Genomic DNA, 23,754 nt, shown 5'->3' on the forward strand with positions numbered 1-23,754 from the left:
AAATCGGTTCCGGCGGAACTCCAGGGATCGAGGGCAATTGACAATCGTTTCCACTTCAGATGAAAATGAGTGTCATGAACAAACGCCACCGTCTGATACCCGCCGCCGTCGCCGGAACCGCCGCCCTGGGCCTGCTCACACTGAGTGCCTGCTCGGCTTCGGACGCCGCGGACGGCGTGGGGAGCAGCGGGAAACTGAAGGTCACGGCGTCCTTCTACCCCATGGAATTCCTGGCGAAGGAGATCGGCGGCGACCACGTCGCCGTGACGGCGCTCACCAAGCCGGGCGTCGAGCCGCACGATCTGGAGCTCACCCCGCGGCAGACCGCCGCCCTCGGCAAGGCCGACGTGATCGTCTATCTCAAGGGCCTGCAGCCCGCCGTCGACGAGGCCGTCAAGCAGTCCGGTGTGAAGAACACCGCCGACGCCGCCTCGCTGACCACGCTCGAGGAGCACGGCACCGAGGTCGACGGCCATGCGCACACCACCGGCGACAACCACTCCGGCGAGGGCGAGGGCGAGGGCGAGGGCGAGGCCGGCGCTGACCCGCACATCTGGCTCGACCCGGTGAAGTACGCCGAGGTCGCCAAGGGCGTCAACGCCACGCTCGCCAAGGCCGACCCGGACAACGCCGCCACGTACCAGAAGAACACGGACGTGCTGGTCAAGAAGTTGGACGCGCTGAACAACCAGTTCAAGGACGGTCTCAAGAACCGCGCCTCCGACACCTTCATCACCACCCACGCGGCCTTCGGCTACCTCGCCGAGCGCTACGGCCTGGTCGAGGAGGCCATCGGCGGCATCGACCCCGAGGCCGAGCCCAGCGGCGCCCGCATCAAGGCTCTGCAGCAGCTCTCCGCGAAGCACCACGTCTCGACGGTCTTCTTCGAGACGCTCGCCAGCAACGCCACCGCCAAGACCCTGGCCGGCGACCTGAAGCTGAAGACCGATGTACTGGACCCCCTCGAGGGCATCACCGACAAGTCCAAGGGCACCGACTACTTCGAGGTCCAGCAGAGCAACCTCAAGGCTCTGCAGACGGCACTCGGCAGCAAGTGAAGGACGCGATGACCGAGCAGATGACGGAGCACCTGGTGAAGGAGGCAGGCATGACGGAGGCGGACAGGGAGCCGGTCCCGGTCATATCCCTGCGCGGGGCGACGGCCTCGCTCGGATCCCGGCCCGTACTGCGCGGGGTGGACCTGGCGGTCGGCCGCGGCGAGGTCGTCGCGCTGCTCGGCGCGAACGGCTCGGGCAAATCGACGGCGGTCCGCGCCGTCGTCGGCCAGGTGCCGCTCAGCGAGGGCCGTCTCGAGCTGTTCGGCACCCCGCTCAAGCGCTTCCGCGACTGGGCCAGGATCGGCTACGTCCCGCAGCGCACCACCGCCGCGAGCGGCGTGCCGGCGACCGTCCGCGAGGTCGTCTCCGCCGGCCGGCTGGCCCGTACCCGGCTGCGGCCGCTCGGCCGGGCCGACCGCGCGGCGGTCGACCGGGCGCTGGAGCTGGTCGGTATGGCCGACCGCGCCAGGGACTCCGTCAACGCGCTGTCCGGCGGGCAGCACCAGCGGGTGCTCATCGCCCGCGCGCTGGCCGTGGAGCCCGAACTGCTGATCATGGACGAGCCGATGGCGGGCGTGGACGTCGCCAGCCAGGAGATCCTGGCCGGCACCCTGCGCGAGCAGGTCGCGGGCGGCGCCACCGTGCTGCTCGTCCTGCACGAGCTCGGGCCGCTGGAGCCGCTGATCGACCGCGCGGTGGTACTGCGGGACGGCTGCGTCGTCCACGACGGACCGCCGCCGCGCGCCGTCGGCCAGCACGCGCTGCCCGGCCACGACCATGTGCACCCGCACGCCGCACACGACGCCGAACCGATCAGGACGGGGCTGCTGAGCTGATGGACATCCTCGACTACGCCTTCATGCAGCGGGCCCTGATCGCGGCCGTCCTGGTCGGCATCACCGCCCCCGCCATCGGCATCTACCTCGTCCAGCGCCGCCAGGCGCTGATGGGCGACGGCATCGGCCATGTCGCGATGACCGGCGTCGGCCTGGGTTTCCTGCTCAACGCCAGCCCCATCTGGATGGCCACCGCCGTGGCCGTCGTCGGCTCCGTCGCCATCGAGCTGATCCGCTGGTACGGCAAGACGCACGGCGACATCGCTCTAGCGATGCTGTTCTACGGCGGCATGGCCGGCGGCGTGATGCTGATGAGCATGTCCGACACGGGCTCCAACGCGAACCTCGTCACGTACCTCTTCGGCTCGCTCAACACCGTCTCACCGCAGGACGTCACGACCATCTGCGTGCTCGCCGCGTTCGTGGTGCTCGTCACAGTCGGGCTGCGCCGGCAGCTCTTCGCGATCTGCCAGGACGAGGAGTTCGCCCGCGTCACGGGGCTGCCGGTCCGGCTGCTGAACCTGCTCGTGGCGGTCACCGCCGCCGTCACCGTCACCGTCGCGATGCGCGTCGTCGGCCTGCTGCTCGTCAGCGCCCTCATGGTCGTCCCGGTCGCCGCGGCCCAGCAGCTCTCCCGCAGCTTCGCGATGACGTTCGCCCTGGCCGTCCTCATCGGTGTGACGGTGTCGCTCTCCGGAGCCGTCACGTCGTTCTACGTGGACGTTCCGTCGGGACCGACGATCGTTCTGCTGGCCATCGCCATCTTCATCGCCCTGGCCCTGCTCGCCGGTCCGCTCGCAAGAAAACGGGCCCGAGGTTCCGCTGCCGCCGCGGAACGGTGCACCCTGGAGGTACCCGCCGCGCGCGTCCCCCAGGACGACGTTCGGGTTTAGGCCCTGTGGCCTGACACAATGACGACCGACCGGACATCTGGACGGTGACGGTGACGACCGAGAAGGAGGCGTCGGTGACGACCACCAAGCCCCCCGTGCAGGGCCGATCGACCCGGCAGCGCGCTGCCGTCGCCGCCGCGCTCGACGAGGTCGAGGAATTCCGCAGCGCCCAGGACCTCCACGACCTTCTCAAGCACCGCGGCGACTCCGTCGGCCTCACCACCGTCTACCGCACGCTGCAGTCCCTCGCCGACGCCGGCGAGGTCGACGTGCTGCGCACGGACGACGGCGAGTCCGTCTACCGCCGCTGCTCCGACGGCCACCACCACCACCTCGTCTGCCGCATGTGCGGCAAGGCCGTCGAGGTCGAGGGCCCGGCCGTCGAGAAGTGGGCCGAGGCCATCGCCACCGACCACGGCTTCGTCAACGTCGCCCACACGGTGGAGATCTTCGGCACCTGCGCCGAATGCGCCACCGCGGCTCCCCCGAAGGACGCCTGACCGCTGCGCGGTCCCGCACGTCATAGCAAAGCCGATGGTCCGCCGCGGGTAGGCGGCGGACCATCGGCTTTTGTGCTCAGCCGCGACGCACGCCCTGCTCAGCCGCGCTTATCGGCGTCCGGGACGAGGTCGTTCGGGAGGGCGCCGCCGAAGCGGCGGTCGCGGGAGGCGAATTCGTGGCAGGCGCGCCAGAGGTCGCGGCGGTCGAAGTCGGGCCACAGGACGTCCTGGAAGACCATCTCGGCGTAGGCGGTCTGCCAGAGCAGGAAGTTGGAGGTGCGCTGCTCGCCGGAGGGGCGGATGAAGAGGTCCACGTCCGGCATGTCCGGGTAGTACAGGTACTTCGCGAAGGTCTTCTCGTTGACCTTGGAGGGGTCGAGCTTGCCGGCCTTCACGTCCGCCGCCATGGCGGCGGCCGCGTCCGCGATCTCCGCTCGGCCGCCGTAGTTGACGCAGAAGTACAGCGTCATGGCGTCGTTGTCCTTCGTCTGCTCCTGGGCGACCTGGAGCTCCTGGACGACGGACTTCCACAGCTTGGGCATCCGGCCCACCCAGCGGATGCGGATGCCGAGCTCGTCCATCTCGTCGCGGCGGCGGCGGATGACGTCCCGGTTGAAGTTCATCAGGAAGCGCACCTCGTCGGGCGAGCGCTTCCAGTTCTCGGTCGAGAAGGCGTACAGGGAGAGGTTCTTGACGCCCAGCTCGATGCTGCCCTTGAGGACGTCGAGGACGACGGACTCGCCGACCTTGTGGCCCTCGGTGCGCGGCAGGCCGCGCTCCTTCGCCCAGCGGCCGTTGCCGTCCATGACGATGGCGACGTGCTGCGGCACCAGCTCCCCCGGGATCTTCGGGGGCACCGCACCGGACGGGTGTGGGTCCGGAGTCCGGTACTCCGGTCGGGAACGGCCCAGAATCCCGCGACGTGCCATGCGCGTTGCCTCTCCTACATCTCGGTACTGCGTACTGCTCGGTCCACCGCGCGCTGCCGCGCGCTACTTCTCGACGAACTTCAGCGACCGCAGCCCACGCTCCAGGTGCCACTGCAGATACGCCGCGACCAGCCCGCTGCCCTCCCGGCAGAAGTGCGGCTCGCAGGCGTCCGCCGTCTCCCAGTCCCCGCCCAGCAGCGCGCCGAGCAGTTCCAGGGACTCCCGTGAGGGTACGACGCTTCCCGGCACACGGCACTCGGCGCAGACGACTCCTCCCGCCCCTACCGAAAAGAACCGATTCGGCCCGTCCATACCGCATTTGGCACAGTTGTCGAAGCTGGGCGCATAGCCGTTCACGGCCAGTGAGCGCAGCAGGAACGCGTCGAGGATCAGCCGTGGCTGGTGCTCGCCCGCCGCCAGGGTGCGCAGGGCGCCGACGAGGAGCAGGTACTGCTGGACGGCCGGTTCGCCCTCGTGGTCGGTGAACCGTTCCGCCGTCTCCAGCATCGCCGTGCCGGCGGTGTAGCGGTCGTAGTCGGCCGCGATGGCGCTACCGTACGGAGCGATCGTCTCACCCTGTGTGCACAACGGCAGCCCGCGTCCGACGAGTTCCCCGCCCCGCGCGAACAACTGCACGTCGACATGGCTGAACGGTTCCAGCCGCGCCCCGAACTTCGATTTCGTGCGGCGGACCCCACGGGCCACCGCCCGCACCCGCCCGTGTCTGCGGGTGAGCAGCGTGATGATCCGGTCCGCCTCACCCAGCTTCTGGGTGCGCAGCACGATGCCGTCGTCGCGGAACAGACTCATACGGCCCATTGTCCCGTACGGGAAGGGGCCTCCGGGCACCCTGGCCCGTGCAGCGACCGCTGTGCCCCGGTACGGGCTCCGAGCGGCTCGTACCGGGGCGCAGCAGGACGGTCAGACGAACAGGACGGAGCGCAGCTTCAGCCGCTCGGAGCCGTGGCCGGTGAAGGGCCGCAGCCGGTAGGAGTCACCCTCGCAGCCGGGGTCGGTGAAGACGACGGCGGTGGCGTCGGTGCGGTTCAGCGGAGAGTGCGCGGGCGAGCTCGACGACGGGTCGGCGACCTCGGGGAGGGTGATGCACTCCCGGTTCGGCGGGTTGTCCAGGGTGGCCGACTGTGGGCTGCCGTCCAGGCCGGAGTACGTGTAGACGAAGGTCCCGTCGGCCGCGTCCGCCGGGGCGGACAGGGTCAGGACGAGGGCGAGGGCGCCGAGGGACGCGGCGACCGAATGACGAATGCGCATGGGGACAGGCTCCTGTGAGAAGGCGTACTGAACGCCTGAGCCCTTCCGTCGATGCGCCGGCGTTGCACCTCACCGACCTGCGGAAACGATTCACTGTCACCCGGACGGCCGCGCCCGGGGGGGCGCGCCGCCCGGCATCCGGAGGCTGTGTCAGGACGGTGCGCCCGCGGCCTCGGCGAGGAGCCGGTCGGTGTCCCCCGCGGGCAGCGACAGACAGCGGCCGACCGCGACCAGCGCCTCCCGCTCGGCGGGAAGGTAGGGACCGTCGGCGAGGGCGATCCGCGCGCCCTGCAGCAGGATCCGTTCGCGCCCCTGGGGCGCGAGGTGCGCGGAGAGCGGCTCCAGGGCCTCGTGGAGCTCGATGGAGAGCCAACTGCCGCAGCCGTCGAGGGCGTCGGCGAAGGAGTCGGGGCCGAGGGCGTCGGCGGCGCCGGGGAACCGGCCCGCGTCGGCGACGATCGCCGCCAGCAGTCCGAGGAGCTGGTCCTCCGTGCAGTCGGCGAAGCCGGCGGCGCGCACCGCGCGCACGGCTTCCTCCCGGGCCGGCCGGCCCGTGGCCCCGCCCGCCGTCAGCACGGCGAGTGCGACGGTGTGGACCGCGTCGCGCAGCATCGCGGAGAACCGGGCCGTCGTGGGGTGGTCGAGCGTCTCGGCACCGAAGTGCCCGTGGCAGCCGCTGCATTCGATGACCACACCGGCCGGTCCCCGCGTCAGCAGGGGAACGTTGAGCACGGTGAGGCGCCGCGTGCCGCTGCGCCGGTGATAAGCACGGTCGCCACCGCAGTCGGGGCAGAAGAACTCGCCGTCGTCCTCGGTGTGCCATGCGGTGCGCACACCCCAGAAGCACAGCCCTCGCAGCTGAACCACGTTGCACCCTCCGGCGTTTCGTCCCGGTACGCACCGATCCGGCACGCACATGTGCGTAACGCCTCGGCAACGGTGCCGTTACTGCTGCCGTGATGTTAGCCACACCAATGACGCGCAGTCAGTACCGCGTAAGGGGGGATTTCCGGATCGGCCGCCTCCGCACGGAGTCGTAGCAGGTCACAGCGGGTCGGCCCGGGAAGAGGATTGACGTGATCTCGCTGTTGGCCGGCACCCCTGCGGCCGGTGGGCACAGGACAGGGGTTTCCGGGCGTACCGGGCACGTTCCGGGGTCCGTTCCGCCCAGGTCCCCGGACGCGCCAACGGCCGCGGCGGGCCTGTGAAGGCCGCCGCGGCCGTTGCCGTAGGAGTTCGTCCGCGAGCCGGCCGGACGGGCTCAGGAACGGATGTACTCACCCGAAGGCGTCACTCAGCGGGCCGCCCGGTTGACGGCCGAGACGACCGCCTTCAGGGAGGCGCGCGTGGTGTTGGGGTCGATGCCGATGCCCCACAGCACCTTGCCGTCGATCGCGCACTCGATGTACGACGCCGCCCGGGCGCTCGCGCCCTCGCTCAGCGTGTGCTCGGTGTAGTCCAGCAGCCGCGCGTCGATGCCCACCGAGGACAGTGCGTCGAAGAACGCGGAGATCGGACCGTTGCCGCGACCGTTGAGCACCGTCGCGACACCGTCCACGACGGCTTCCACGGTCAGCGCGTCGCCGCCGTCGGTCGTGGTCTCGGCCTGGGCGGAGCGCAGTTCGATGCGGCCCCAGGCGTTCTCCGTCGTCGGCAGGTACTCGTCGCGGAAGGACGCCCAGATCTCGGCGGGCGTGATCTCGCCGCCCACGTCGTCGGTCCTGGTCTGAATGATCTTGGAGAACTCGATCTGCATCCGGCGCGGCAGGTCCAGCTTGTGGTCGTTCTTCAGGACGTACGCGATACCGCCCTTGCCGGACTGCGAGTTGACCCGGATGACGGCCTCGTAGGAGCGGCCGACGTCCTTCGGGTCGATCGGCAGGTACGGGACCGCCCACGGGATCTCGTCGACGGTCTTGCCGGCGGCGGCCGCGTCGGCCTCCATCGCCTCGAAGCCCTTCTTGATGGCGTCCTGGTGGGAGCCGGAGAAGGACGTGTAGACCAGGTCGCCCGCGTACGGGTGGCGCGGGTGGATCTCCATCTGGTTGCAGTACTCGGTGGTGCGGCGGATCTCGTCGATCTGCGAGAAGTCGATCTCCGGGTCCACGCCCTGGCTGAACAGGTTCATGCCCAGGGTGACCAGGTCGACGTTGCCGGTGCGCTCGCCCTGCCCGAACAGGCAGCCCTCGATCCGGTCCGCACCCGCCATGATCGCCAGCTCGGCGGCGGCCACCGCGGTGCCCCGGTCGTTGTGCGGGTGCACCGACAGGCACACGTTCTCGCGGCGCGACAGGTTGCGCGACATCCACTCGAAGCGGTCGGCGTGCGTGCTGGCGGCGGAGCGCTCGACGGTCGCCGGCAGGTTCAGGATGATCTCGCGGCCGGCCTCCGGCTGCCAGACGTCCATGACGCCCTCGCAGACCTCCAGGGCGAAGTCCAGCTCGGTGTCGGTGAAGATCTCCGGGCTGTACTGGTAGCCGAAGACCGTGTCGGAGCCCAGGATCTTCTCCGCGTACTCCATGACCAGCCGCGTGCCGTCCACGGCGATGGCCTTGACCTGCTCCTTGGTGCCGCGGAAGACCACCCGGCGGAAGACCGGCGCGGTCGCGTTGTACAGGTGCACGGTGGCCTGGCGGGCGCCGACCAGCGACTCGACGGTCCGCTCGATCAGCTCCTCGCGGGCCTGCGTCAGGACGGAGATCGTCACGTCCTCGGGGATCGCGCCCTCTTCGATGATGGAGCGCACGAACGCGAAGTCGGTCTCGCCGGACGACGGGAAACCGACCTCGATCTCCTTGTAGCCCATCTTCACCAGCAGATCGAACATCGCCCGCTTGCGCGCCGGGGACATCGGGTCGATCAGGGCCTGGTTGCCGTCCCGCAGGTCCGTGGAGAGCCAGCGCGGCGCCTTGGTGATCCGCGCGTTCGGCCAGGTGCGGTCGGCGATGTCGACGGCGTCGTAGGGCGCGTACTTGTGGATCGGCATCGAGGTGGGGCGCTGGCGCACGCTCGCCGCCGTGATGGGCGTGGGGCGGCCTACGGAATTCGCGGGGTTCTGGGACATCTGCGGTGGGCTCCTCATGGGTCCGGCTCCAGTACGGCCGACGGCGATGCGCACGCCAGAACTCCGCGGGGAGGGGGTCGGCCTACGACTACAGGCCCTCGCCGCGGCAGCTAAGGAGAAGCAGCCCGAAACGCATGATGTGGACGACCATAGCCGAGCCCGCTCGGAAATCGCACCCGAAGCGCGCTCCCTCTCAGTATGCAAGACGAGTGGTTCTGTCCAGTAAAAACATGATCTTCCGTCCCTTTTCAGTAATCATCGTTGCAAGCAGTGACAGTCCCGTCGCCACGTGCCACATTGCCGCCATGGACGCGACACCTACTTTCTGCACGATCATTCCTCCGCACGTCCTCGACAAGATGGCCACGTCCGAGGACCGCGCACTCTCCGATCTCGGCCGCCGCACCCTGGAACGGGATGCCTACGAGCGCACTCACCGCCGGCTGACCACCGTCATCGGCGCTCCTTCCATCGCCGGCGCGATCGTCTCCGACCAGCCGAAACGCACGATCTTCGACGCCAAGCACCAGACGGCGCTCCCGGGCCGGAAGTGCCGCGGCGAGGCCGACAAGGACAGCAAGGACCAGACCGTCAACCGCGCGCACGCGGGTCTCGGCGCCACCTTCGAGCTGTACCTCAAGGCGTACGGACGGCACTCGATCGACGACCAGGGCCTGCCGCTCAACGCGACCGTGCACTACAGCCAGGGGTACAACAACGCCTTCTGGAACGGTGAGCAGATGGTGTTCGGGGACGGCGACGGCGAGATCTTCCTCGACTTCACCCTGCCGATCGACGTGATCGGCCACGAGCTGACCCACGGCGTGACCCAGTACACGGCGAACCTGACCTACTTCGGCCAGTCGGGCGCGCTCAACGAGTCGATGTCCGACGTGTTCGGCTCGCTCATCAAGCAGTACTCACTGCAGCAGACGGCCGATACGGCCGACTGGCTCATCGGCGCCGGACTGCTCGGCCCGAACATCCACGGTGACGCGCTGCGCTCGATGAGGGCGCCGGGCACGGCCTACGACGACCCCCAGCTCGGCAAGGACCCGCAGCCCGGCAGCATGGACCAGTATGTGACGACCGGCCGTGACAACGGCGGCGTGCACATCAACTCCGGCATCCCCAACCACGCCTTCTACCTGGTGGCCGAGTCCCTCGGCGGGTATGCCTGGGAGAAGGCCGGGCAGATCTGGTACGACGTGCTGACCGGCGGGGAGATCTCCACGAAGGCGACGTTCGCCGAGTTCGCCCGGCTGACCGTCTCCGCCGCTCAGGCGCGGTTCGGGGAAGGCGAGGCGCACCAGGCCGTACTGAAGGCGTGGTCGCAGGTCGGCGTCCCGACGTCGACGGGCAATGGCGCGGACCTCCCGCGCTAGACCTGACGGCCGGACGGCACGTGGGGTCACGAGGGCTGAGGAGCACCGTGCGCATTGAAGTCATCCGTTCCGGCGGCTTCGCCGGAATCGAGCGTCGGGCCGTGCTGGACACCACCGGCCGGCCCGATGCCGCTCATCTGCACGGTGTGGCCCTCGAGGCCGTCGAGCAGGGCGGTTCCGCGCCGGACCGCGGGGTGCCGGACGGTTTCCACTACGAGATCACCGTCGACGGCCGCACCGTCCACTGCGCGGACCCGCACCTGACGGACGCGCAGCGCGATCTGATCCAGACGGTGCTCAAGGAAGGTGCGTGACGGGTGGCCCCGAACGCCGGCCGGCGTTCGGGGCCACGACCGTCAGAACCCGAGCTTGCGCAGCTGCTTCGGGTCGCGCTGCCAGTCCTTGGCGATCTTCACATGCAGATCGAGGAAGACCGGCGTGCCGAGCAGCGCCTCGATGTGCTTGCGCGACTTGGTGCCGACGTCCTTGAGGCGGGCGCCCTTGGGGCCGATGATGATGCCCTTCTGGCTGGACCGCTCGATGTAGATGTTGGCGTGGATGTCGAGCAGCGGCTTGTCCTTCGGCCGGTCCTCGCGCGGGATCATCTCCTCGACGACGACCGCGATGGAGTGCGGCAGCTCGTCCCGTACGCCTTCGAGCGCGGCCTCGCGGATCAGTTCCGCGACCATGATCTGCTCGGGCTCGTCGGTGAGGTCGCCGTCCGCGTAGAGCTGCGGGCCCTCCGGGAGCAGCGGGATGATCAGGTCGGCGAGCAGGCCGACCTGGACATCCGCGACGGCCGAGACGGGGATGATCTCCGCCCACTCGATGCCCAGCTCGCGGCCGAGCTCCGCGATCGCGAGCAGCTGCTCACGGAGCACCTTGTCGTCGACCAGGTCCGTCTTGGTGACGATCGCGATCTTGGGGGTCTTGCGGACCCCGGCGAGTTCCTTGGCGATGTACTTGTCACCGGGGCCGAGCTTCTGGTCGGCCGGCACACAGAAACCGATCACGTCGACCTCGGCCCAGGTCGAGCGGACCACGTCGTTGAGCCGCTCGCCCAGCAGCGTGCGCGGCTTGTGCAGTCCAGGGGTGTCGACGAGGATCAACTGCGCGTCAGGGCGGTGCACGATGCCGCGCACCGTGTGCCGGGTGGTCTGCGGCCGGCTTGAGGTGATGGCGACCTTGATGCCGACGAGAGCGTTCGTGAGGGTCGACTTGCCCGCGTTGGGGCGGCCGACGAAGCATGCGAAGCCGGACCGGTGGACGGCCTCGGAGGACTGGGGACTGGCGCTCATGCGGCCCATTCTCCCCGATCGCGGCGGGCCCGGGTCACACCGGCACCCGTGAACCCGGGCGGCGGCCGGATGTGAGCTGCCGGAAACTCCTCCGCAACACGAAACACGGCGGAAACACGTCTGCCCACATCCGGAAACCGCCGACCGTGAGGCTCGGGTCCATCCACCGCCGTGCACCACCCCCCGCCGCCCCGGGAAGGGAAGTCCTCGTGCCGTATCTGTCGGCCGGAATCGACTCCGGAGACACCGCCTGGCTGCTCGCCGCCACCGCGCTCGTCCTGCTGATGACACCGGGCCTGGCCCTCTTCTACGGCGGAATGGTCCGCACGAAGAGCGTCCTCAACATGCTCATGATGAGCTTCGTGTCGATCGCGCTGGTGACGGTGGTCTGGCTGGTCGCGGGCTATTCGCTCGCCTTCGGCCCGGACGCCGGCGGCCTCGGGCTGATCGGCGGCCTGGACCATCTGGGCATGCACGACATCGGCCCGACGAGCGTCACGGGCCATGTCCCGACGCTGCTGTTCGCCACGTTCCAGCTGACCTTCGCCGTCGTCACGGCCGCACTGATCAGCGGCGCCATCGCCGACCGCGCGAAGTTCGGCGCCTGGGTGGCGTTCGTGCTCGTCTGGACGCTTCTCGTATACGTCCCGGTGGCCCACTGGGTCTTCGGCACCGGTGGCTGGATCGTGGCGAAACTGGGCGCACTGGACTTCGCGGGCGGCACCGTCGTCGAGGTCTGCTCCGGCGCTTCGGGACTGGCGCTGGCGCTGGTCCACGGCCCGCGGCTCGGCTTCCGCAAGGAGGCCATGCGGCCGCACAACCTTCCGCTGGTGGTGCTCGGCGCCGGGCTGCTCTGGTTCGGCTGGTTCGGCTTCAACGCGGGCTCGGCACTCGGCGCGAACGGCCTGGCCGCGGCCGCGTTCCTCAACACCCAGGTCGCGGGCTGCGCAGGCCTGCTCGGCTGGCTGAGCGTGGAGAAGCGCCGCGACGGCCACGCCACGACGCTGGGTGCCGCGTCCGGTGCGGTGGCCGGCCTGGTCGCGATCACCCCGGCCTGCGGGTCGGTGGACCTGATGGGGGCGCTGGTCGTGGGCCTGGCCGCCGGGGTGCTCTGCTCGTTCGCCGTCAGCTGGAAGTTCCGGCTCGGCTACGACGACTCCCTCGACGTGGTCGGGGTGCACCTCATCGGCGGCATCGTCGGAACCCTGCTCATCGGCTTCCTCGCCACCGCCACCATGACCGGCGGCCCCGAGGGCCTGTTCTACGACGGCGGCCTCGGCCAGCTCGGCAGGCAGGCCGTCGCGGTGGCGGCCGTCGGGGCGTACGCGTTCACCGTCACGTACGGGATCGGGAAGGTCATCGACCGGCTGATGGGCTTCCGGGTCTCGGCGGAGGACGAACTCACCGGCCTCGACCTGACCGTGCACGCGGAGTCGGCATACGATCACGGCGTCGTCTCGCAGGGCGCCCCGCACGTGCACGCCTCGGCTCTCGCCCAGGCCCTTGCCCACGCCAAGAACAGGAGCTCCGCCGAATGAAGCTGGTCACCGGCGTCATCAAGCCGTTCAAGCTGGACGAGGTGAAGACGGCGCTCCTGGAGCTCGGCGTCCACGGCCTCACCGTCACCGAGGCCAGCGGCTACGGGCGCCAGCGCGGCCACACGGAGGTCTACCGGGGGGCCGAGTACCGCGTCGACCTGGTGCCGAAGGTCCGGATCGAGGTCCTGGTGGAGGACGCCGACGCCGAGGCCGTCATCGAAGCGGTCGTGAACGCCGCCCGCACCGGCAAGATCGGCGACGGCAAGGTCTGGTCGGTGCCGGTCGAGACGGCGGTACGGGTCCGCACGGGCGAGCGCGGACCCGACGCGCTCTGAGCGCTGTGCGTCCGGGGCTTTCGGTCAGCCCGCGGAGACCGTGACGCGCAGCGTCCCGTCGGGGCCCGCCAGGTGCACCGGGGTCTCCGGTCCGCCGAGGTCGCGGACGGCGGCCCGGTCGGCGCCGGCCGGGGTCTCGGCGGCGGTGACGACGGCCGCCGCCTCCAGGGACTGCGCGCCGCTGGCGACCGCCATGGCGACGGCGGTCTGCAGGGCGCTGAGCTTCAGCGAGTCCAGCGCGACGGTGCCGGCGACGTACGTACGGCCGGTCTCGTCGCGTACGGCCGCGCCCTCGGGCACGCCGTTGCGGGCCCGGGCGGACCGCGCCAGGGTGATGATCTTCAGGTCCTCGGGCCCCAGCGGGGTCGCATCGCTCATACCGGCGAGCATAAAGCGCCCGCGAGGACGGTGTCCGAGGCGGCGGTCCAACCCGGTGCGCAAGACGGCCTAATGGGCCACCTGATCACGCTATAAGCGTCTTTTAGCCTTATTGCTGATGTTCGGTCATGTTCGGATTACTTCTTCCGCTCCCGGCGATACGTTCCCGGTGGCCGCCGAGGACACCGCCGGCGGCCACCGGCAGCACGAGGGGCCCACGGGCCCATGGGGCACATAGGAGGGGACCGACCTATGACCGGACCTGCTGTTCAACCGTTCGGCTCGCTGGGAGCCACCACCGCCCGCGTGACAGGCGACCCGCACGTCGGGCCCGTGGTCGACGAGACCTGGGAGTTCGAGGGCGGCACCGCCTGGGTGTTCTACGCCGAGGGCCACACGGAACTGGTGAAGCCCGTCATCCTGAGCGACGGCTTCTCGATGGGACCGAGCAATCTCTTCCTGTTCTGGGAAGGGCTGGACCACGGCGAGTACCCGTTCGTCCGCGAACTGGGCGCCCGCGGCTATGACTTGATCATCCTCGGCTACGCCGAGCGGTCCGCGTCGATCCTGAAGAACGCGGAGGTCGCGATCTCCTGTATCAACCGCGCGAAGGACCAGCGCGCGAACAAGAGCGACCTCATGACGGTCGGCGGGTTCAGCATGGGCGGGCTCGTCACCCGGTTCGCCCTCGCCAAGATGGAGCACGAGGGCAGCAACCACGAGGTCGGCACCTACATCTCCTACGACAGCCCGCACCGGGGCGCCTGGATCCCGCTGAGCCTCCAGGGGCTGGCGCACTTCCTGGCGCCGATCAGCGACGGCATGCAGAACATGATCAACAGCGAGGCCGCCACCGAACTCATGTGGCGGCACAAGGCGAGCATCGCCGCGGAGCCCATCCAGCACCAGAACCGTACGGACTTCCTCGCGAAGCTGGCGGAGTACGGATGGTGGCCGACCGGCCCCCTCAACCCGAACGGGATCCGCAAGATCGGCGTCGCCAACGGCTCCGGTACCGGCACCCCCAACGACGTCCCGGCCGGTGAGCTGGCGCTGGAGATCACCGGCGGTCTCTTCAAGAACACCGCCCTGTACCTCCAGGACGACACCGAGAACCAACTCGTGGCCTACCTCAAGCTGTTCCTCCAGACCGCCAAGGAGGTCCACACCTCAGGGCTGCCCGAAATGGACGGAGCTCCCGGCGGAACCCTCGAATCCTTCGGCATCGCCGCCGACGAACTCAACGGCGCCGACCAGCCCGCCACCGCCCACTACCGCTCGATCGCCTTCGTCCCGGCCGTCAGCGCCGTCGCCATCCGCGACATCGACACCCACGAGGACCTCTACGCCGACATCAGCGCGATCCCGTCCCAGGAAAGCGAGCTCGACGCGTTCCTGTGCGCCTCCCAGAACGAGGAACACACCCTCATGACGGAGGAACTGGGCAGCTGGATCATCGACCAGCTGGAACTCAACAAGTAGCCCTCCGGGGGGAGGGGTTGGGGGCTCGCCCGATGGGCGGGCCCCCTCTCGTGTGTTCGTGTACGTGTGCGGGTGCGGGGGGGTGGGTGGCTGGGGTTCGAGCGATGCGGAGTGCTCTTCTGCGTCGCTTCGCGCCTTGACCGGGCGGAGGGGGAGGCCCCGGCGCTGCGCGCCTGCCAGTGAGCCGACCCGCTGCGCGGCCCGGTGATGCGAAGCGAACCGGTCCGCTTCGCTCCCCTGGCCGAGTGGTGGGTGGTCGGGGCCGGAGGTGCCCTGACGGTGGCGGGTTCTGGCCGTGGCCGGGCTCCGGCCCACTCTCCCCGCCGAAATATGGGGCGAGTGTGACGAGAGATGACCCATGGGGTTCAGGGGGCGCCTTCGGGCCCGATGTGGATCACCGTGTGTGGCCGGAGGACTGCTCAGGCGACATCCAGGCGCACGGGGTGATCCCTTGCGGCCGCATGGGGCTCAAGGCGTCAGGATTCGCCCCCATCCGGGGAGCGCAGCGGACCGGCCCCACTCCGCACCCGGGGAGCGCAGCGGACCGGATTCACTGCACAACACCGGGCCGCGCAGCGGGGCGGCTCACTGGCAGGCGCGCAGCGCCGGGGCCTCCCCCTCCGCCCGGTCAAGGTGCGCAGCGCCGCAGAAGGGCACTTCGCACCGCCTGAACCTCAACCACGCTCCAACGGGCGCGGCTCCCAGCCGAGTTGGGCACAGAGCGTTCCGTGCAGGAGGTCGGGGTCGACGAGCCGGCGGTCGGGCCGAGGCGCGCAGCGCCAGCTCAGGGGCCAGGTGAGACCGGCGAGGGCGGGGATGCCGACGTAGGCGTCGCGGCCGCCTGATCCCAGACGGGTGGTCCCCGGTGGCCAGCTGCGCCCCGCGGAACTCCCGGGCGCAACCAGGAAGTACATCCACCGGCACCCCGCCGACTCCTCGATCACCGGCCCCGGTTCACCGTTCGTGAGAGCTTCGAGCCGCGTCGCCAGTTCCTCGCCGACCTCTTCCGCGACGCGGACGGCGTCGAAGAAGACGCCGGCCTTGCGAAGCCGGTGCCCGGAGACCGGCAGCCAGGGGTGCCGGACGTTCACTCGGTTACTTTCTGTATTCATACGTCCACTGTCGGCACGCACAGCTAGCCTGAACAGGACCGGAACCTCGACAGAGGCTGGGTGGGGGTTCGGGTCGAACTCCCGTGGAGACGTGTGGAATCGAGCTGACGGGTGTGGGGTGGCGAGAATGGGTCAGAGCGCTGGATCCTCGGGGACCGCACGGTACTTCGCCGAGCTATTGCGTACGTTCCGCAAGTCGCGCGGCCTCACGCAGGCCCAGCTGGGCGAGCTGGTTCATGTCTCCGACTCGTACGTCAGCGCCGTCGAGACGTGCGAGCGCATCCCGTCGCCTGAGTTCATCGCGGCGGCTGATGAGGCGCTGGAGGCGGGTGGACTTCTGGCGATCGCTACTGAGCACCTGGCTCATGACCGGTATCCGGCCTACTTCAAGGACTTCGCCAAGTTGGAAGCGGAGGCTATGAGCATCTCCTCGTACAGCACCCACGTGCTCCACGGATTGCTGCAGATCGAGGAGTACGCCCGGGCTGTGATCAGCAGCGAGTTCCCGCCGCTGGATGAAGAGGAGATCAACCGGCTGGTAGACGCACGCGGGGCGCGCAAGGGGCTGTTCGTCCGCAAGCCCACCGCGTTGCTCAGCTTCGTCATCGAGGAGTCCGTGCTGCGGCGCCAGGTGGGCGAGCGCAACATGATGTATGCCCAGTGCGAGCACCTGCTTAGTTGCGCAAGCATGCGTAACGTCACCATCCAGGTGATGCCGCTGGCTCGTGGAAATCACGCCGGGCTGGACGGCCCCATGACTCTGATCGAAACCCCGGGACACAAGCAATTGGTCTACCTCGAAGTGCAGGGCAACAGTCAGATCCTTGCACCCGCCGATGAGGTGGCCCGGTTCTCCCAGCGGTATGCGATGATCCGAACTCAGGCCCTGGGACTTGAGGAATCCGTGGCCCTGATAAAGGAGTTGGCGTCACAGCTATGAGCGACCTGATGTGGTTCAAGTCCAGCTACAGCGGTTCCAACGGCGGCGACTGCGTAGAAGTCGCCTACGACTGGCGCAAGTCCACCCACTCCGGTAGCAGCGGCGGCGAGTGCGTGGAGGTAGCCATCCACCCCACCACCGTTCACATCCGCGACTCCAAGGACCCGCATGGACCGGCCCTCGCCGTCCCCGCCGCCTCCTGGGCCGCCTTCGTCGTCTTCGCCGCCGCTCAGCCCAGCTGACCTGAGCCTCGGGGGTTACGTGTTACTCCAGTCGGCTGCTGCGAACAACACCACGCTCTACACGATGTTCGGCGCCATCACGGCGGCGCTCATCGCGGGGGCCGGGCTGCTCTATCAGATACGCCGCACGCGGGCGTTGGAGCGGGACAAGGCCACGTGGGCGGCCGAGCTGGAAGCGCAGAAGGTGCAGCACCAGCTCGATGTCGATCTGGAGGTGAAGCGCCGGACGTGGGACCACGAGGTGGAGACGGCCGAGCGGGAGCGGCGGCGCGCCGAGGCGGAGGCCGAGCGGGAGCGGGAGCGGGCCGCGCTGCTGGAGGCGACGCTCCATCGGGAGGTGGAGCTCGGGGCGGCCGAGTACTGCGAGAAGCTGGCGCACGAGCTGTCGATGCTGCGCATTCTCGACCTGTCACGGCCGTTGGACCTGAAGAAGCTGTACGTCCAGGTGCGGGTGCAGGAGCAGGAGCCGCTGCGGTATCTGTACGACGATGAGCTCCTGACCGCGATCGAGCTGGAAGATCTGGCGTCTGCCGTCGTCGACCAGGAAGGGATCGAGGCGCCCAAGAAGCCTCCGAGGCCCGATCGGGCCTCCCCCGCCACCCTCGCGCCGATGGAGGCGCTGCAGCGGCATCAGCGCATCGTTGTCGTGGGGGATCCCGGTGCCGGCAAGACCACCATGGTGCGGCATCTGGCGTTCGGGATCGCGACCCGGCGCGGGATACCGGGGCTGCCCGACCTGCCCGCCTACGTGGAGCTGAACCACTTCATCGGCAGCGGCCACACCAGCCTGCTCGACTACCTGGCCGAATTCTGGGCCGATCGGTACGGGTTCGCGGGCTCCCGGGCCCACATGGAGGCGAAGCTCACCGACGGGACAGCCGCGCTCCTGCTCGACGGGCTCGACGAGGTGCTGGGCGGGGGTTCCACCGAGGAGGCGACGGCGGCGTACAACCGCGTGGCCAACGAGGTGAACCGGCTGGCGGCCCGGTTCCCGAAGGCGCCCATGGTCGTCACCTGTCGGCGGCACGGCTGGCGCAGCGGGCTGGTGCAGTTCCAGGTGATGGAGGCGCTGGACTTCGAGTGGGCGCAGATCAAGACGTTCATCGCGAACTGGTTCGGTCCGAAGGACGTTCGCTCCGACGGTCTGGTGCAGGCGCTGTCCGGCAACTCCCGGCTGCAGACCCTCGCCGCGAACCCGCTGCTGCTCAGCCTGATCGCCATCGTGTACGAGCGGGATCTCGAACTTCCGGAGCGACGGGCGGCGTTGTACCGCCGGTGCGTGGAGGTGATGCTCCGCGAGTGGGACTCCCACCGGCAGATCTCCCGGTACAGCCGCTTCACGACCGACAACAAGCAGGATCTCCTCAAGCAGATCGCCTGGCACTACCACCAGCTGGGCCAGCGCTATTTCGCCGAGGACGATCTGCTGGCGCTCATCGCGCAGTATCTGCCGACGATCGATCTCCCGCCGGGCGACAACCGCGCCATCCTCGACGAGATCGCCGCCCAGTACGGCCTGCTCAAGGCCCAGGCGCACGGCTGGTACGGGTTTCTGCATCTGACGCTCCAGGAGCACTTCACCGCCACCGCCCTGTGGGAGCGGGGTCCCGAAGGGATCGAGGTGGCCACGGCGAGGCGCTACGACCCGTGGTGGGAGGAGGTCGTCCTGCTGCTCGCGGGATCGCTGCCGGATGCCACTCCCCTGCTGCTCGGGCTGCTGCAGCTGCCGGCGGACGGCTCCGGGCGCGAGGACGACGTGCTCAGCCTGCCGGACGACGATCTGTTCCACACGGATCTGCTGATGGCCGCGCGGTGTCTCACCGGAAGCCCGCGCATCGCCGACACCCGGCTCCGGCAGCAGATCGTGCGGTCGCTCTGGCGGTTGCTGGAGGAGACGCCGTACGAGCAGGACCGGGAGCGGGCGGCGCAGGTACTGGTGGGGTTGCTCGGTTCCGGACGCCAACTGCCGGAGATCATCGACTACATCGCCGACGATCAGCACTCCGAGGACGTGCGGATCGCCCTCGTCGACGCGCTGGGTGCCCTCGGTGGGCGCGGGGCCGGTGAGCGGCTGCTGGGGCTCTTCACCCTTCGTTCCGAACTGCCCGGTGAGGTGAGAGAGCACTTCATCAGAGCCCTGGGGAAACTGCGGGTCGGGCAGGCGGTTCCCGCGCTTCTTCAGGAGCTCTCGAAACTGCAGAACTCCCGTCCTTCGTCGGACATGGACACGATCGCCAGAACGCATCACCTGGCGGCGATCGCCGAGGCGCTGGGCGCTACCGGTGGCCCTGCCGACACTCTTCTTCTCCTTCTGGAGCAGGAGGCAGGATCAGAGTGGTTCGGCACCCTCGTACGAGCCGTGGGTGACGCGCTGGCGCAGCTCGATGATCCTTCGGTGCCGGATCTCCTGCTGCGGTTCGCGGACCGCAACGGCGGCTGGGACCTCGGCGGTGGTTCGAGCCTGGCCGGGACGTATCTGAACGTTGCCGGAGAACCGGGCTTCCGATCCCTCCTGGACCTCGTCCGAGCCGGCGACGCCACCGGGTGGGAAGCCGTCCTCATCATGGTGAGCCTGGCGGAGTTCAGCACGCGGGGGCACGGCAGGGCCTGGCGGGAGGACTTCCTGGCCCTCGCCGTCGACGACAGCAGGCCCTGGCAGATCCGCTGGCTTGCCATGCACTGTCTGGACCACCTTCCGGGCAGCGTCGATGAACTGGAGTTCCTCACCGCGCACCCGAGCCGGAACGTGGCAGTCTCCGCCGCGGTCACGTTGGCGGCCTGGGGAGCACCGGGCCATCTCCACCTGGTCCAGGAGGCGATCGTGAAGCATCGCCTCAGGCCGTTCATCCCTCTCAGGTCCCGCGATATCCGTAGGAGCATTGGGATCGCGTCCGTGAGGGGCCGTCTGATGCAGGTACTCGCACCGTACAACGACGTCGCGTTCTCGCGCCGGCTCACCCGGGCCGCCATCCGGGCCGGAATTGATTCGTCCTCCATGCAATGGCTGTGGGAGATCGATCCGGAGGCCGCATTCGACAACTGCCTGCGCCGGGGCAATCGATTCAGCCTGCTGTCCGACAAGATCTACGCGGTGCTCAAGGTTCCCCGGTCGTGCGTAGCGGACGCGCTGGAGACGATCCGGCACGTCAACGCTCAGCCGACCGTCGACGGGGACATCGGGACGCGGTCCCTGTTGCGGATGATCTCCGTCGTGGCCGACGATGCGGAGACCGTTGCCCGCCTGCTGGCTTTCGTCACCACAGAGATCCGGGACCCACGCCACCTACCTCCGGACTACGGGCTCCACACCAGCCAGCACGCCGTCCGCGAAGCCCTCTACGCCGTCAGCCGCCGCGCCCGCGTGCGGGTCCTCAAGGACGGGACCATCGTCGCGATCACCTCGGCCTGACGAACGGCAGAGCTATTCGCTCCCGTTCACCGCAGCCGCCGGCCCGCCGTTCGACCCCGCCGTAGCCCCGATCGGCTCCACCAACACCGTGCCGATGCGGTTGCGGCGGCCTGCCTGGGTTTCTGCGGTGAGACGCAGAGCGGTCGGCTGGGCCGGGGTGTAGGCGCCGTCCTGCGGGAGTTCGACGAAGGCGGAGGCGCCGGGGATCGGGACGCGGCCGAGGGACTTGGCAAGGAGGCCGCCGACGGTCTCGACGTCGTCGTCGTCGAGTTCGACGCCGTAGAGGTCGCCGAGGTCGCCGATGTCGAGGCGGGCGGTGACGCGGTAGGAGCCGCCGCCGAGGTCCTCGACGGGCGGGACCTCGCGATCGTACTCGTCGGTGATCTCACCGACGATCTCCTCGAGGATGTCCTCGATGGTGACGATGCCGGCCGTGCCGCCGTATTCGTCGATGACGACGGCGACGTGGTTGCGCTCCTGCTGCATCTCGCGCAGCAGGTCGCCCGCGTTCTTGGTGTCGGGGACGAAGGTGGCGGGCCGCATGACGGACGAGACGAGGTCGTTCTCGGCGTCGCGGTTGATGTGCACCCGGCGGGCGAGGTCCTTGAGGTAGACGACGCCGACGATGTCGTCCTCGCTCTCGCCGGTGACCGGGATGCGGGAGAAACCGCTGCGCAGCGCGAGCGTCATGGCCTGGCGGATGGTCTTGAAGCGCTCGATCATCACCAGGTCGGTGCGGGGCACCATGACCTCGCGGACGATGGTGTCGCCGAGTTCGAAGACGGAGTGCACCATGCGGCGCTCGTCGTCCTCGATGAGGGACTCGGACTCGGCGAGGTCGACCATCGCGCGCAGTTCGGCCTCACTCGCGAACGGGCCGCGCTTGAAGCCCTTGCCGGGGGTGAGGGCGTTGCCGAGGAGGATCAGCAGGCCGGGGATGGGGCCCATGATGCGGGCCAGCGGCAGCAGGACGTAGGAGGCCGCCGTGGCCGTGTTGAGCGGGTGCTGGCGGCCGATGGTGCGCGGGGAGACGCCGACCGCGACGTAGCTGACCAGCACCATGATGCCGATGGCGACGCCGAGGACCTGCCACGTCCGGTCGAAATGCCGGTCGCAGACGACCGTCACCAGGACGGCCGCCGCCATCTCGCAGCCGACCCGGACGAGCAGCGCCACGTTGAGGTAGCGGGTGGGGTCGGAGGCGACGGCCATGAGCTTGTCGGCGCCGCGCCGGCCGGTGCGGACGGACTCCTCGGCGCGGAAACGCGAGGTGCGGGCGATACCGGCCTCGGCGCAGGCGGCGAGCCAGGCGACGACAACGAGCAGTACGGCGGAGAGGACCATCGCCGTCAGTGGGTGGTGGTCGGGGCCGGGGAGGGGCCCTCGATGCCGCGCTCGGTGCGCCAGCCGTCGAGGATGGCCTTCTGGAGGCCGAACATCTCGGCCTTCTGGTCGGCTTCCTCGTGGTCGTATCCGAGCAGGTGCAGCACCCCGTGGACGGTGAGGAGCTGGAGCTCCTCGTCCATGGAGTGCTGCGTCTCCGCTTCCTCGCCCTGCTTCTTCGCGACTTCGGGGCAGAGCACGATGTCGCCGAGGAGGCCCTGCGGGGGCTCCTCGTCGTCCTTCCCGGGGCGCAGTTCGTCCATCGGGAAGGACATGACGTCGGTCGGACCGGGGAGGTCCATCCACTGGATGTGCAGCTGCTCCATGGCGGCCGCGTCCACGACGATCACCGACAGTTCGGCGAGCGGGTGGATCCGCATGCGCTGGAGGGCGTAGCGGGCGATGTCGAGGACCGCCTGCTCGTCCATCTCCCAGCCTGACTCGTTGTTGACGTCGATCGCCATGGTGCGGTGCGACTACTCTCGGTTAGGGGGTACGGGCTTTGCCGCCGTTTGCGGCACTTCGCCCGGCGTTCCCGTCGTCGAAACGCTCGTACGCATCGACGATGCGCCCCACCAGCTTATGACGCACGACGTCGGTGCTCGTCAGGCGCGAGAAGTGGACGTCCTCTACGCCCTCCAGAATGTCCTGCACCTGTCGCAGACCGCTCTTCGTGCCGTTCGGCAGGTCGACCTGGGTGACGTCGCCCGTGATGACCATCTTCGATTCGAAGCCGAGCCGGGTCAGGAACATCTTCATCTGCTCGGCGCTGGTGTTCTGCGCCTCGTCGAGAATGATGAACGCGTCGTTCAGGGTGCGGCCGCGCATGTACGCCAGGGGGGCGACCTCGATCGTCCCGGCGGCCATCAGGCGCGGGATGGTGTCGGGGTCGATCATGTCGTGCAGCGCGTCGACGAGCGGGCGCAGATACGGGTCGATCTTCTCGAAGAGCGTGCCGGGCAGGAAGCCGAGACGCTCACCGGCCTCGACGGCCGGGCGGGTGAGGATGATCCGGCTGACCTGCTTGGCCTGCAGGGCCTGGATGGCCTTGGCCATGGCCAGGTAGGTCTTGCCGGTGCCCGCGGGGCCGATGCCGAAGACGATGGTGTTCTTGTCGATGGCGTCGACGTAACGCTTCTGGTTGAGCGTCATGGGGCGGATGGTGCGGCCGCGGTTGGACAGGATGCTCTGCGTGAGCACCTGTGCCGGGGTCTCCCCCGCCGGGTCGGCCGCGTTGCCGTTGGCACGCAGCATCGCGATGGACCTCTCCACTCCGTCTTCCGTCATCGGCTGGCCGGTGCGGAGCACCAGCAACATCTCGTCGAACAGCCGCTGGATGAGGGCGACGTCCTTGGGCTTCCCGGTCGCGCTGATCTCGTTGCCCCGGACGTGGATGTCGACGGCCGGGAAGGCCGTTTCGATCACACGGAGGAGGGCGTCTCCCGATCCCAGGACCGTCACCATGGGGTGCTTGGCCGGAACGACGAAGTGGGCGCGTGCCTGCGGCTGGTGCTGTGTCGGTGTCTGAGTCATGGGCCGGCTCGGAGCCTGGGAAACCCACCTTCTGATGACGACATGCCCGGTGAGGGCCTTGGAACACCAAGGGTACGTCGGTGACCCTTCTGGCCCGAGGGGTTTTACGCCGGGGTTTCGCGACCGGTTCCGTGACTGGTTCCGTGACCAGTTCTGTGACGGGTGGGGTT

At 69.1% G+C, this 23,754-nt stretch carries 23 protein-coding genes; 12 read left to right on the forward strand and 11 right to left on the reverse strand.

The window, feature by feature from the left end; translation table 11 throughout:
• Positions 1-74: 74 nt before the first annotated feature.
• The 4 genes from O3W51_RS08475 to O3W51_RS08490 all read left to right on the forward strand — a co-directional run bounded on the left by O3W51_RS08475 (position 75) and on the right by O3W51_RS08490 (position 3,287).
• Positions 75-1,058 carry a metal ABC transporter substrate-binding protein gene (locus tag O3W51_RS08475; protein WP_269284998.1) on the forward strand — a complete coding sequence of 328 codons (984 nt, stop codon included), beginning with the start codon at positions 75-77 and terminating at the stop codon, positions 1,056-1,058.
• Positions 1,059-1,108: 50 nt separating this feature from the next.
• Positions 1,109-1,894, forward strand: coding sequence for a metal ABC transporter ATP-binding protein (locus O3W51_RS08480; RefSeq protein ID WP_138353258.1), 786 nt, complete (start codon positions 1,109-1,111; stop codon positions 1,892-1,894).
• Positions 1,894-2,787 (forward strand): metal ABC transporter permease, encoded by an 894-nt coding sequence (locus O3W51_RS08485; protein WP_138353204.1) that lies wholly within the window; start codon positions 1,894-1,896, stop codon positions 2,785-2,787. The genes O3W51_RS08480 and O3W51_RS08485 overlap by 1 nt, the downstream gene beginning before the upstream one ends.
• 74 nt (positions 2,788-2,861) lie before the next feature.
• Positions 2,862-3,287: a Fur family transcriptional regulator gene (locus O3W51_RS08490; RefSeq protein ID WP_138353203.1), complete on the forward strand. Its 426-nt coding sequence runs from the start codon at positions 2,862-2,864 to the stop codon at positions 3,285-3,287.
• Positions 3,288-3,385: 98 nt separating this feature from the next.
• Here O3W51_RS08490 and O3W51_RS08495 read toward each other — a convergent pair whose 3' ends face one another.
• The 5 genes from O3W51_RS08495 to leuA all read right to left on the reverse strand — a co-directional run bounded on the left by O3W51_RS08495 (position 3,386) and on the right by leuA (position 8,549).
• Positions 3,386-4,216, reverse strand: a complete 831-nt coding sequence (locus O3W51_RS08495; RefSeq protein WP_138353202.1) for an isoprenyl transferase — start codon at positions 4,214-4,216, stop codon at positions 3,386-3,388.
• A 63-nt stretch (positions 4,217-4,279) separates the two neighbouring features.
• On the reverse strand, positions 4,280-5,026 hold the full coding sequence (recO, locus tag O3W51_RS08500; protein ID WP_138353201.1) for a DNA repair protein RecO: 747 nt from the start codon (positions 5,024-5,026) through the stop codon (positions 4,280-4,282).
• A 111-nt stretch (positions 5,027-5,137) separates the two neighbouring features.
• Positions 5,138-5,485, reverse strand: a complete 348-nt coding sequence (locus O3W51_RS08505; RefSeq protein ID WP_138353200.1) for a hypothetical protein — start codon at positions 5,483-5,485, stop codon at positions 5,138-5,140.
• A 150-nt stretch (positions 5,486-5,635) separates the two neighbouring features.
• Positions 5,636-6,403 (reverse strand): TerB family tellurite resistance protein, encoded by a 768-nt coding sequence (locus O3W51_RS08510; RefSeq protein WP_138353199.1) that lies wholly within the window; start codon positions 6,401-6,403, stop codon positions 5,636-5,638.
• A gap of 376 nt (positions 6,404-6,779) precedes the next feature.
• On the reverse strand, positions 6,780-8,549 hold the full coding sequence (gene leuA / locus O3W51_RS08515; RefSeq protein WP_381585325.1) for a 2-isopropylmalate synthase: 1,770 nt from the start codon (positions 8,547-8,549) through the stop codon (positions 6,780-6,782).
• Between the two features lie 305 nt (positions 8,550-8,854).
• Here leuA and O3W51_RS08520 point away from each other — a divergent pair, with 305 nt between their 5' ends.
• Together O3W51_RS08520 and O3W51_RS08525 are read left to right on the forward strand one after the other, a co-directional pair.
• Complete coding sequence (locus O3W51_RS08520; protein WP_198357395.1) at positions 8,855-9,934, forward strand: M4 family metallopeptidase; 1,080 nt, start codon at positions 8,855-8,857, stop codon at positions 9,932-9,934.
• Between the two features lie 47 nt (positions 9,935-9,981).
• On the forward strand, positions 9,982-10,248 hold the full coding sequence (locus O3W51_RS08525) for a protealysin inhibitor emfourin (RefSeq protein ID WP_138353196.1): 267 nt from the start codon (positions 9,982-9,984) through the stop codon (positions 10,246-10,248).
• A 42-nt stretch (positions 10,249-10,290) separates the two neighbouring features.
• Here the strand turns inward: O3W51_RS08525 and era are convergent, their stop codons facing one another.
• Positions 10,291-11,241: a GTPase Era gene (gene era / locus O3W51_RS08530; protein WP_138353195.1), complete on the reverse strand. Its 951-nt coding sequence runs from the start codon at positions 11,239-11,241 to the stop codon at positions 10,291-10,293.
• A 200-nt stretch (positions 11,242-11,441) separates the two neighbouring features.
• Between era and O3W51_RS08535 the strand changes: the two genes are divergently transcribed.
• Both O3W51_RS08535 and O3W51_RS08540 read left to right on the forward strand, forming a co-directional pair.
• Positions 11,442-12,770 (forward strand): ammonium transporter, encoded by a 1,329-nt coding sequence (locus O3W51_RS08535; RefSeq protein WP_269285008.1) that lies wholly within the window; start codon positions 11,442-11,444, stop codon positions 12,768-12,770.
• A complete protein-coding gene (locus O3W51_RS08540) occupies positions 12,767-13,105 on the forward strand; it encodes a P-II family nitrogen regulator (RefSeq protein WP_138353193.1) in 339 nt (112 codons plus the stop codon). The genes O3W51_RS08535 and O3W51_RS08540 overlap by 4 nt, the downstream gene beginning before the upstream one ends.
• A gap of 24 nt (positions 13,106-13,129) precedes the next feature.
• On the opposite strand, the gene O3W51_RS08545 is transcribed toward O3W51_RS08540, so the two are convergent.
• Complete coding sequence (locus O3W51_RS08545) at positions 13,130-13,483, reverse strand: cytidine deaminase (protein ID WP_138353192.1); 354 nt, start codon at positions 13,481-13,483, stop codon at positions 13,130-13,132.
• Positions 13,484-13,735: 252 nt separating this feature from the next.
• Between O3W51_RS08545 and O3W51_RS08550 the strand changes: the two genes are divergently transcribed.
• Positions 13,736-14,965, forward strand: a complete 1,230-nt coding sequence (locus tag O3W51_RS08550) for an esterase/lipase family protein (protein ID WP_138353191.1) — start codon at positions 13,736-13,738, stop codon at positions 14,963-14,965.
• Positions 14,966-15,639: 674 nt separating this feature from the next.
• Here O3W51_RS08550 and O3W51_RS08555 read toward each other — a convergent pair.
• Positions 15,640-16,077: a hypothetical protein gene (locus tag O3W51_RS08555; RefSeq protein ID WP_269285010.1), complete on the reverse strand. Its 438-nt coding sequence runs from the start codon at positions 16,075-16,077 to the stop codon at positions 15,640-15,642.
• A 127-nt stretch (positions 16,078-16,204) separates the two neighbouring features.
• Between O3W51_RS08555 and O3W51_RS08560 the strand changes: the two genes are divergently transcribed.
• From O3W51_RS08560 to O3W51_RS08570, 3 genes are read left to right on the forward strand one after another with little or no spacing between them, the layout of a single operon-like run.
• Positions 16,205-17,017 carry a helix-turn-helix domain-containing protein gene (locus tag O3W51_RS08560; RefSeq protein WP_138353189.1) on the forward strand — a complete coding sequence of 271 codons (813 nt, stop codon included), beginning with the start codon at positions 16,205-16,207 and terminating at the stop codon, positions 17,015-17,017.
• Positions 17,014-17,259 (forward strand): DUF397 domain-containing protein, encoded by a 246-nt coding sequence (locus O3W51_RS08565; RefSeq protein ID WP_269285013.1) that lies wholly within the window; start codon positions 17,014-17,016, stop codon positions 17,257-17,259. Before O3W51_RS08560 ends, O3W51_RS08565 begins: the two co-directional genes overlap by 4 nt.
• Before the next feature lie 19 nt (positions 17,260-17,278).
• The gene (locus O3W51_RS08570; protein WP_269285015.1) at positions 17,279-20,668 is read left to right on the forward strand and encodes an NACHT domain-containing protein; all 3,390 of its coding nucleotides are present in this window, start codon (positions 17,279-17,281) and stop codon (positions 20,666-20,668) included.
• A gap of 12 nt (positions 20,669-20,680) precedes the next feature.
• Here O3W51_RS08570 and O3W51_RS08575 read toward each other — a convergent pair whose 3' ends face one another.
• Genes O3W51_RS08575 through O3W51_RS08585 form a run of 3 tightly spaced genes read right to left on the reverse strand, consistent with a single transcriptional unit; the run spans position 20,681 to position 23,584 of the window.
• The gene (locus O3W51_RS08575; protein WP_138353186.1) at positions 20,681-22,012 is read right to left on the reverse strand and encodes a hemolysin family protein; all 1,332 of its coding nucleotides are present in this window, start codon (positions 22,010-22,012) and stop codon (positions 20,681-20,683) included.
• Positions 22,013-22,017: 5 nt separating this feature from the next.
• Positions 22,018-22,515: an rRNA maturation RNase YbeY gene (gene ybeY / locus O3W51_RS08580; RefSeq protein ID WP_138353185.1), complete on the reverse strand. Its 498-nt coding sequence runs from the start codon at positions 22,513-22,515 to the stop codon at positions 22,018-22,020.
• A 22-nt stretch (positions 22,516-22,537) separates the two neighbouring features.
• Positions 22,538-23,584: a PhoH family protein gene (locus tag O3W51_RS08585; RefSeq protein ID WP_138353184.1), complete on the reverse strand. Its 1,047-nt coding sequence runs from the start codon at positions 23,582-23,584 to the stop codon at positions 22,538-22,540.
• Positions 23,585-23,754 lie beyond the last annotated feature (170 nt).

The sequence above is a fragment of the Streptomyces sp. H39-C1 genome (assembly GCF_027158125.1).
Taxonomy (GTDB): Bacteria; Actinomycetota; Actinomycetes; order Streptomycetales; family Streptomycetaceae; genus Actinacidiphila; species Actinacidiphila fildesensis.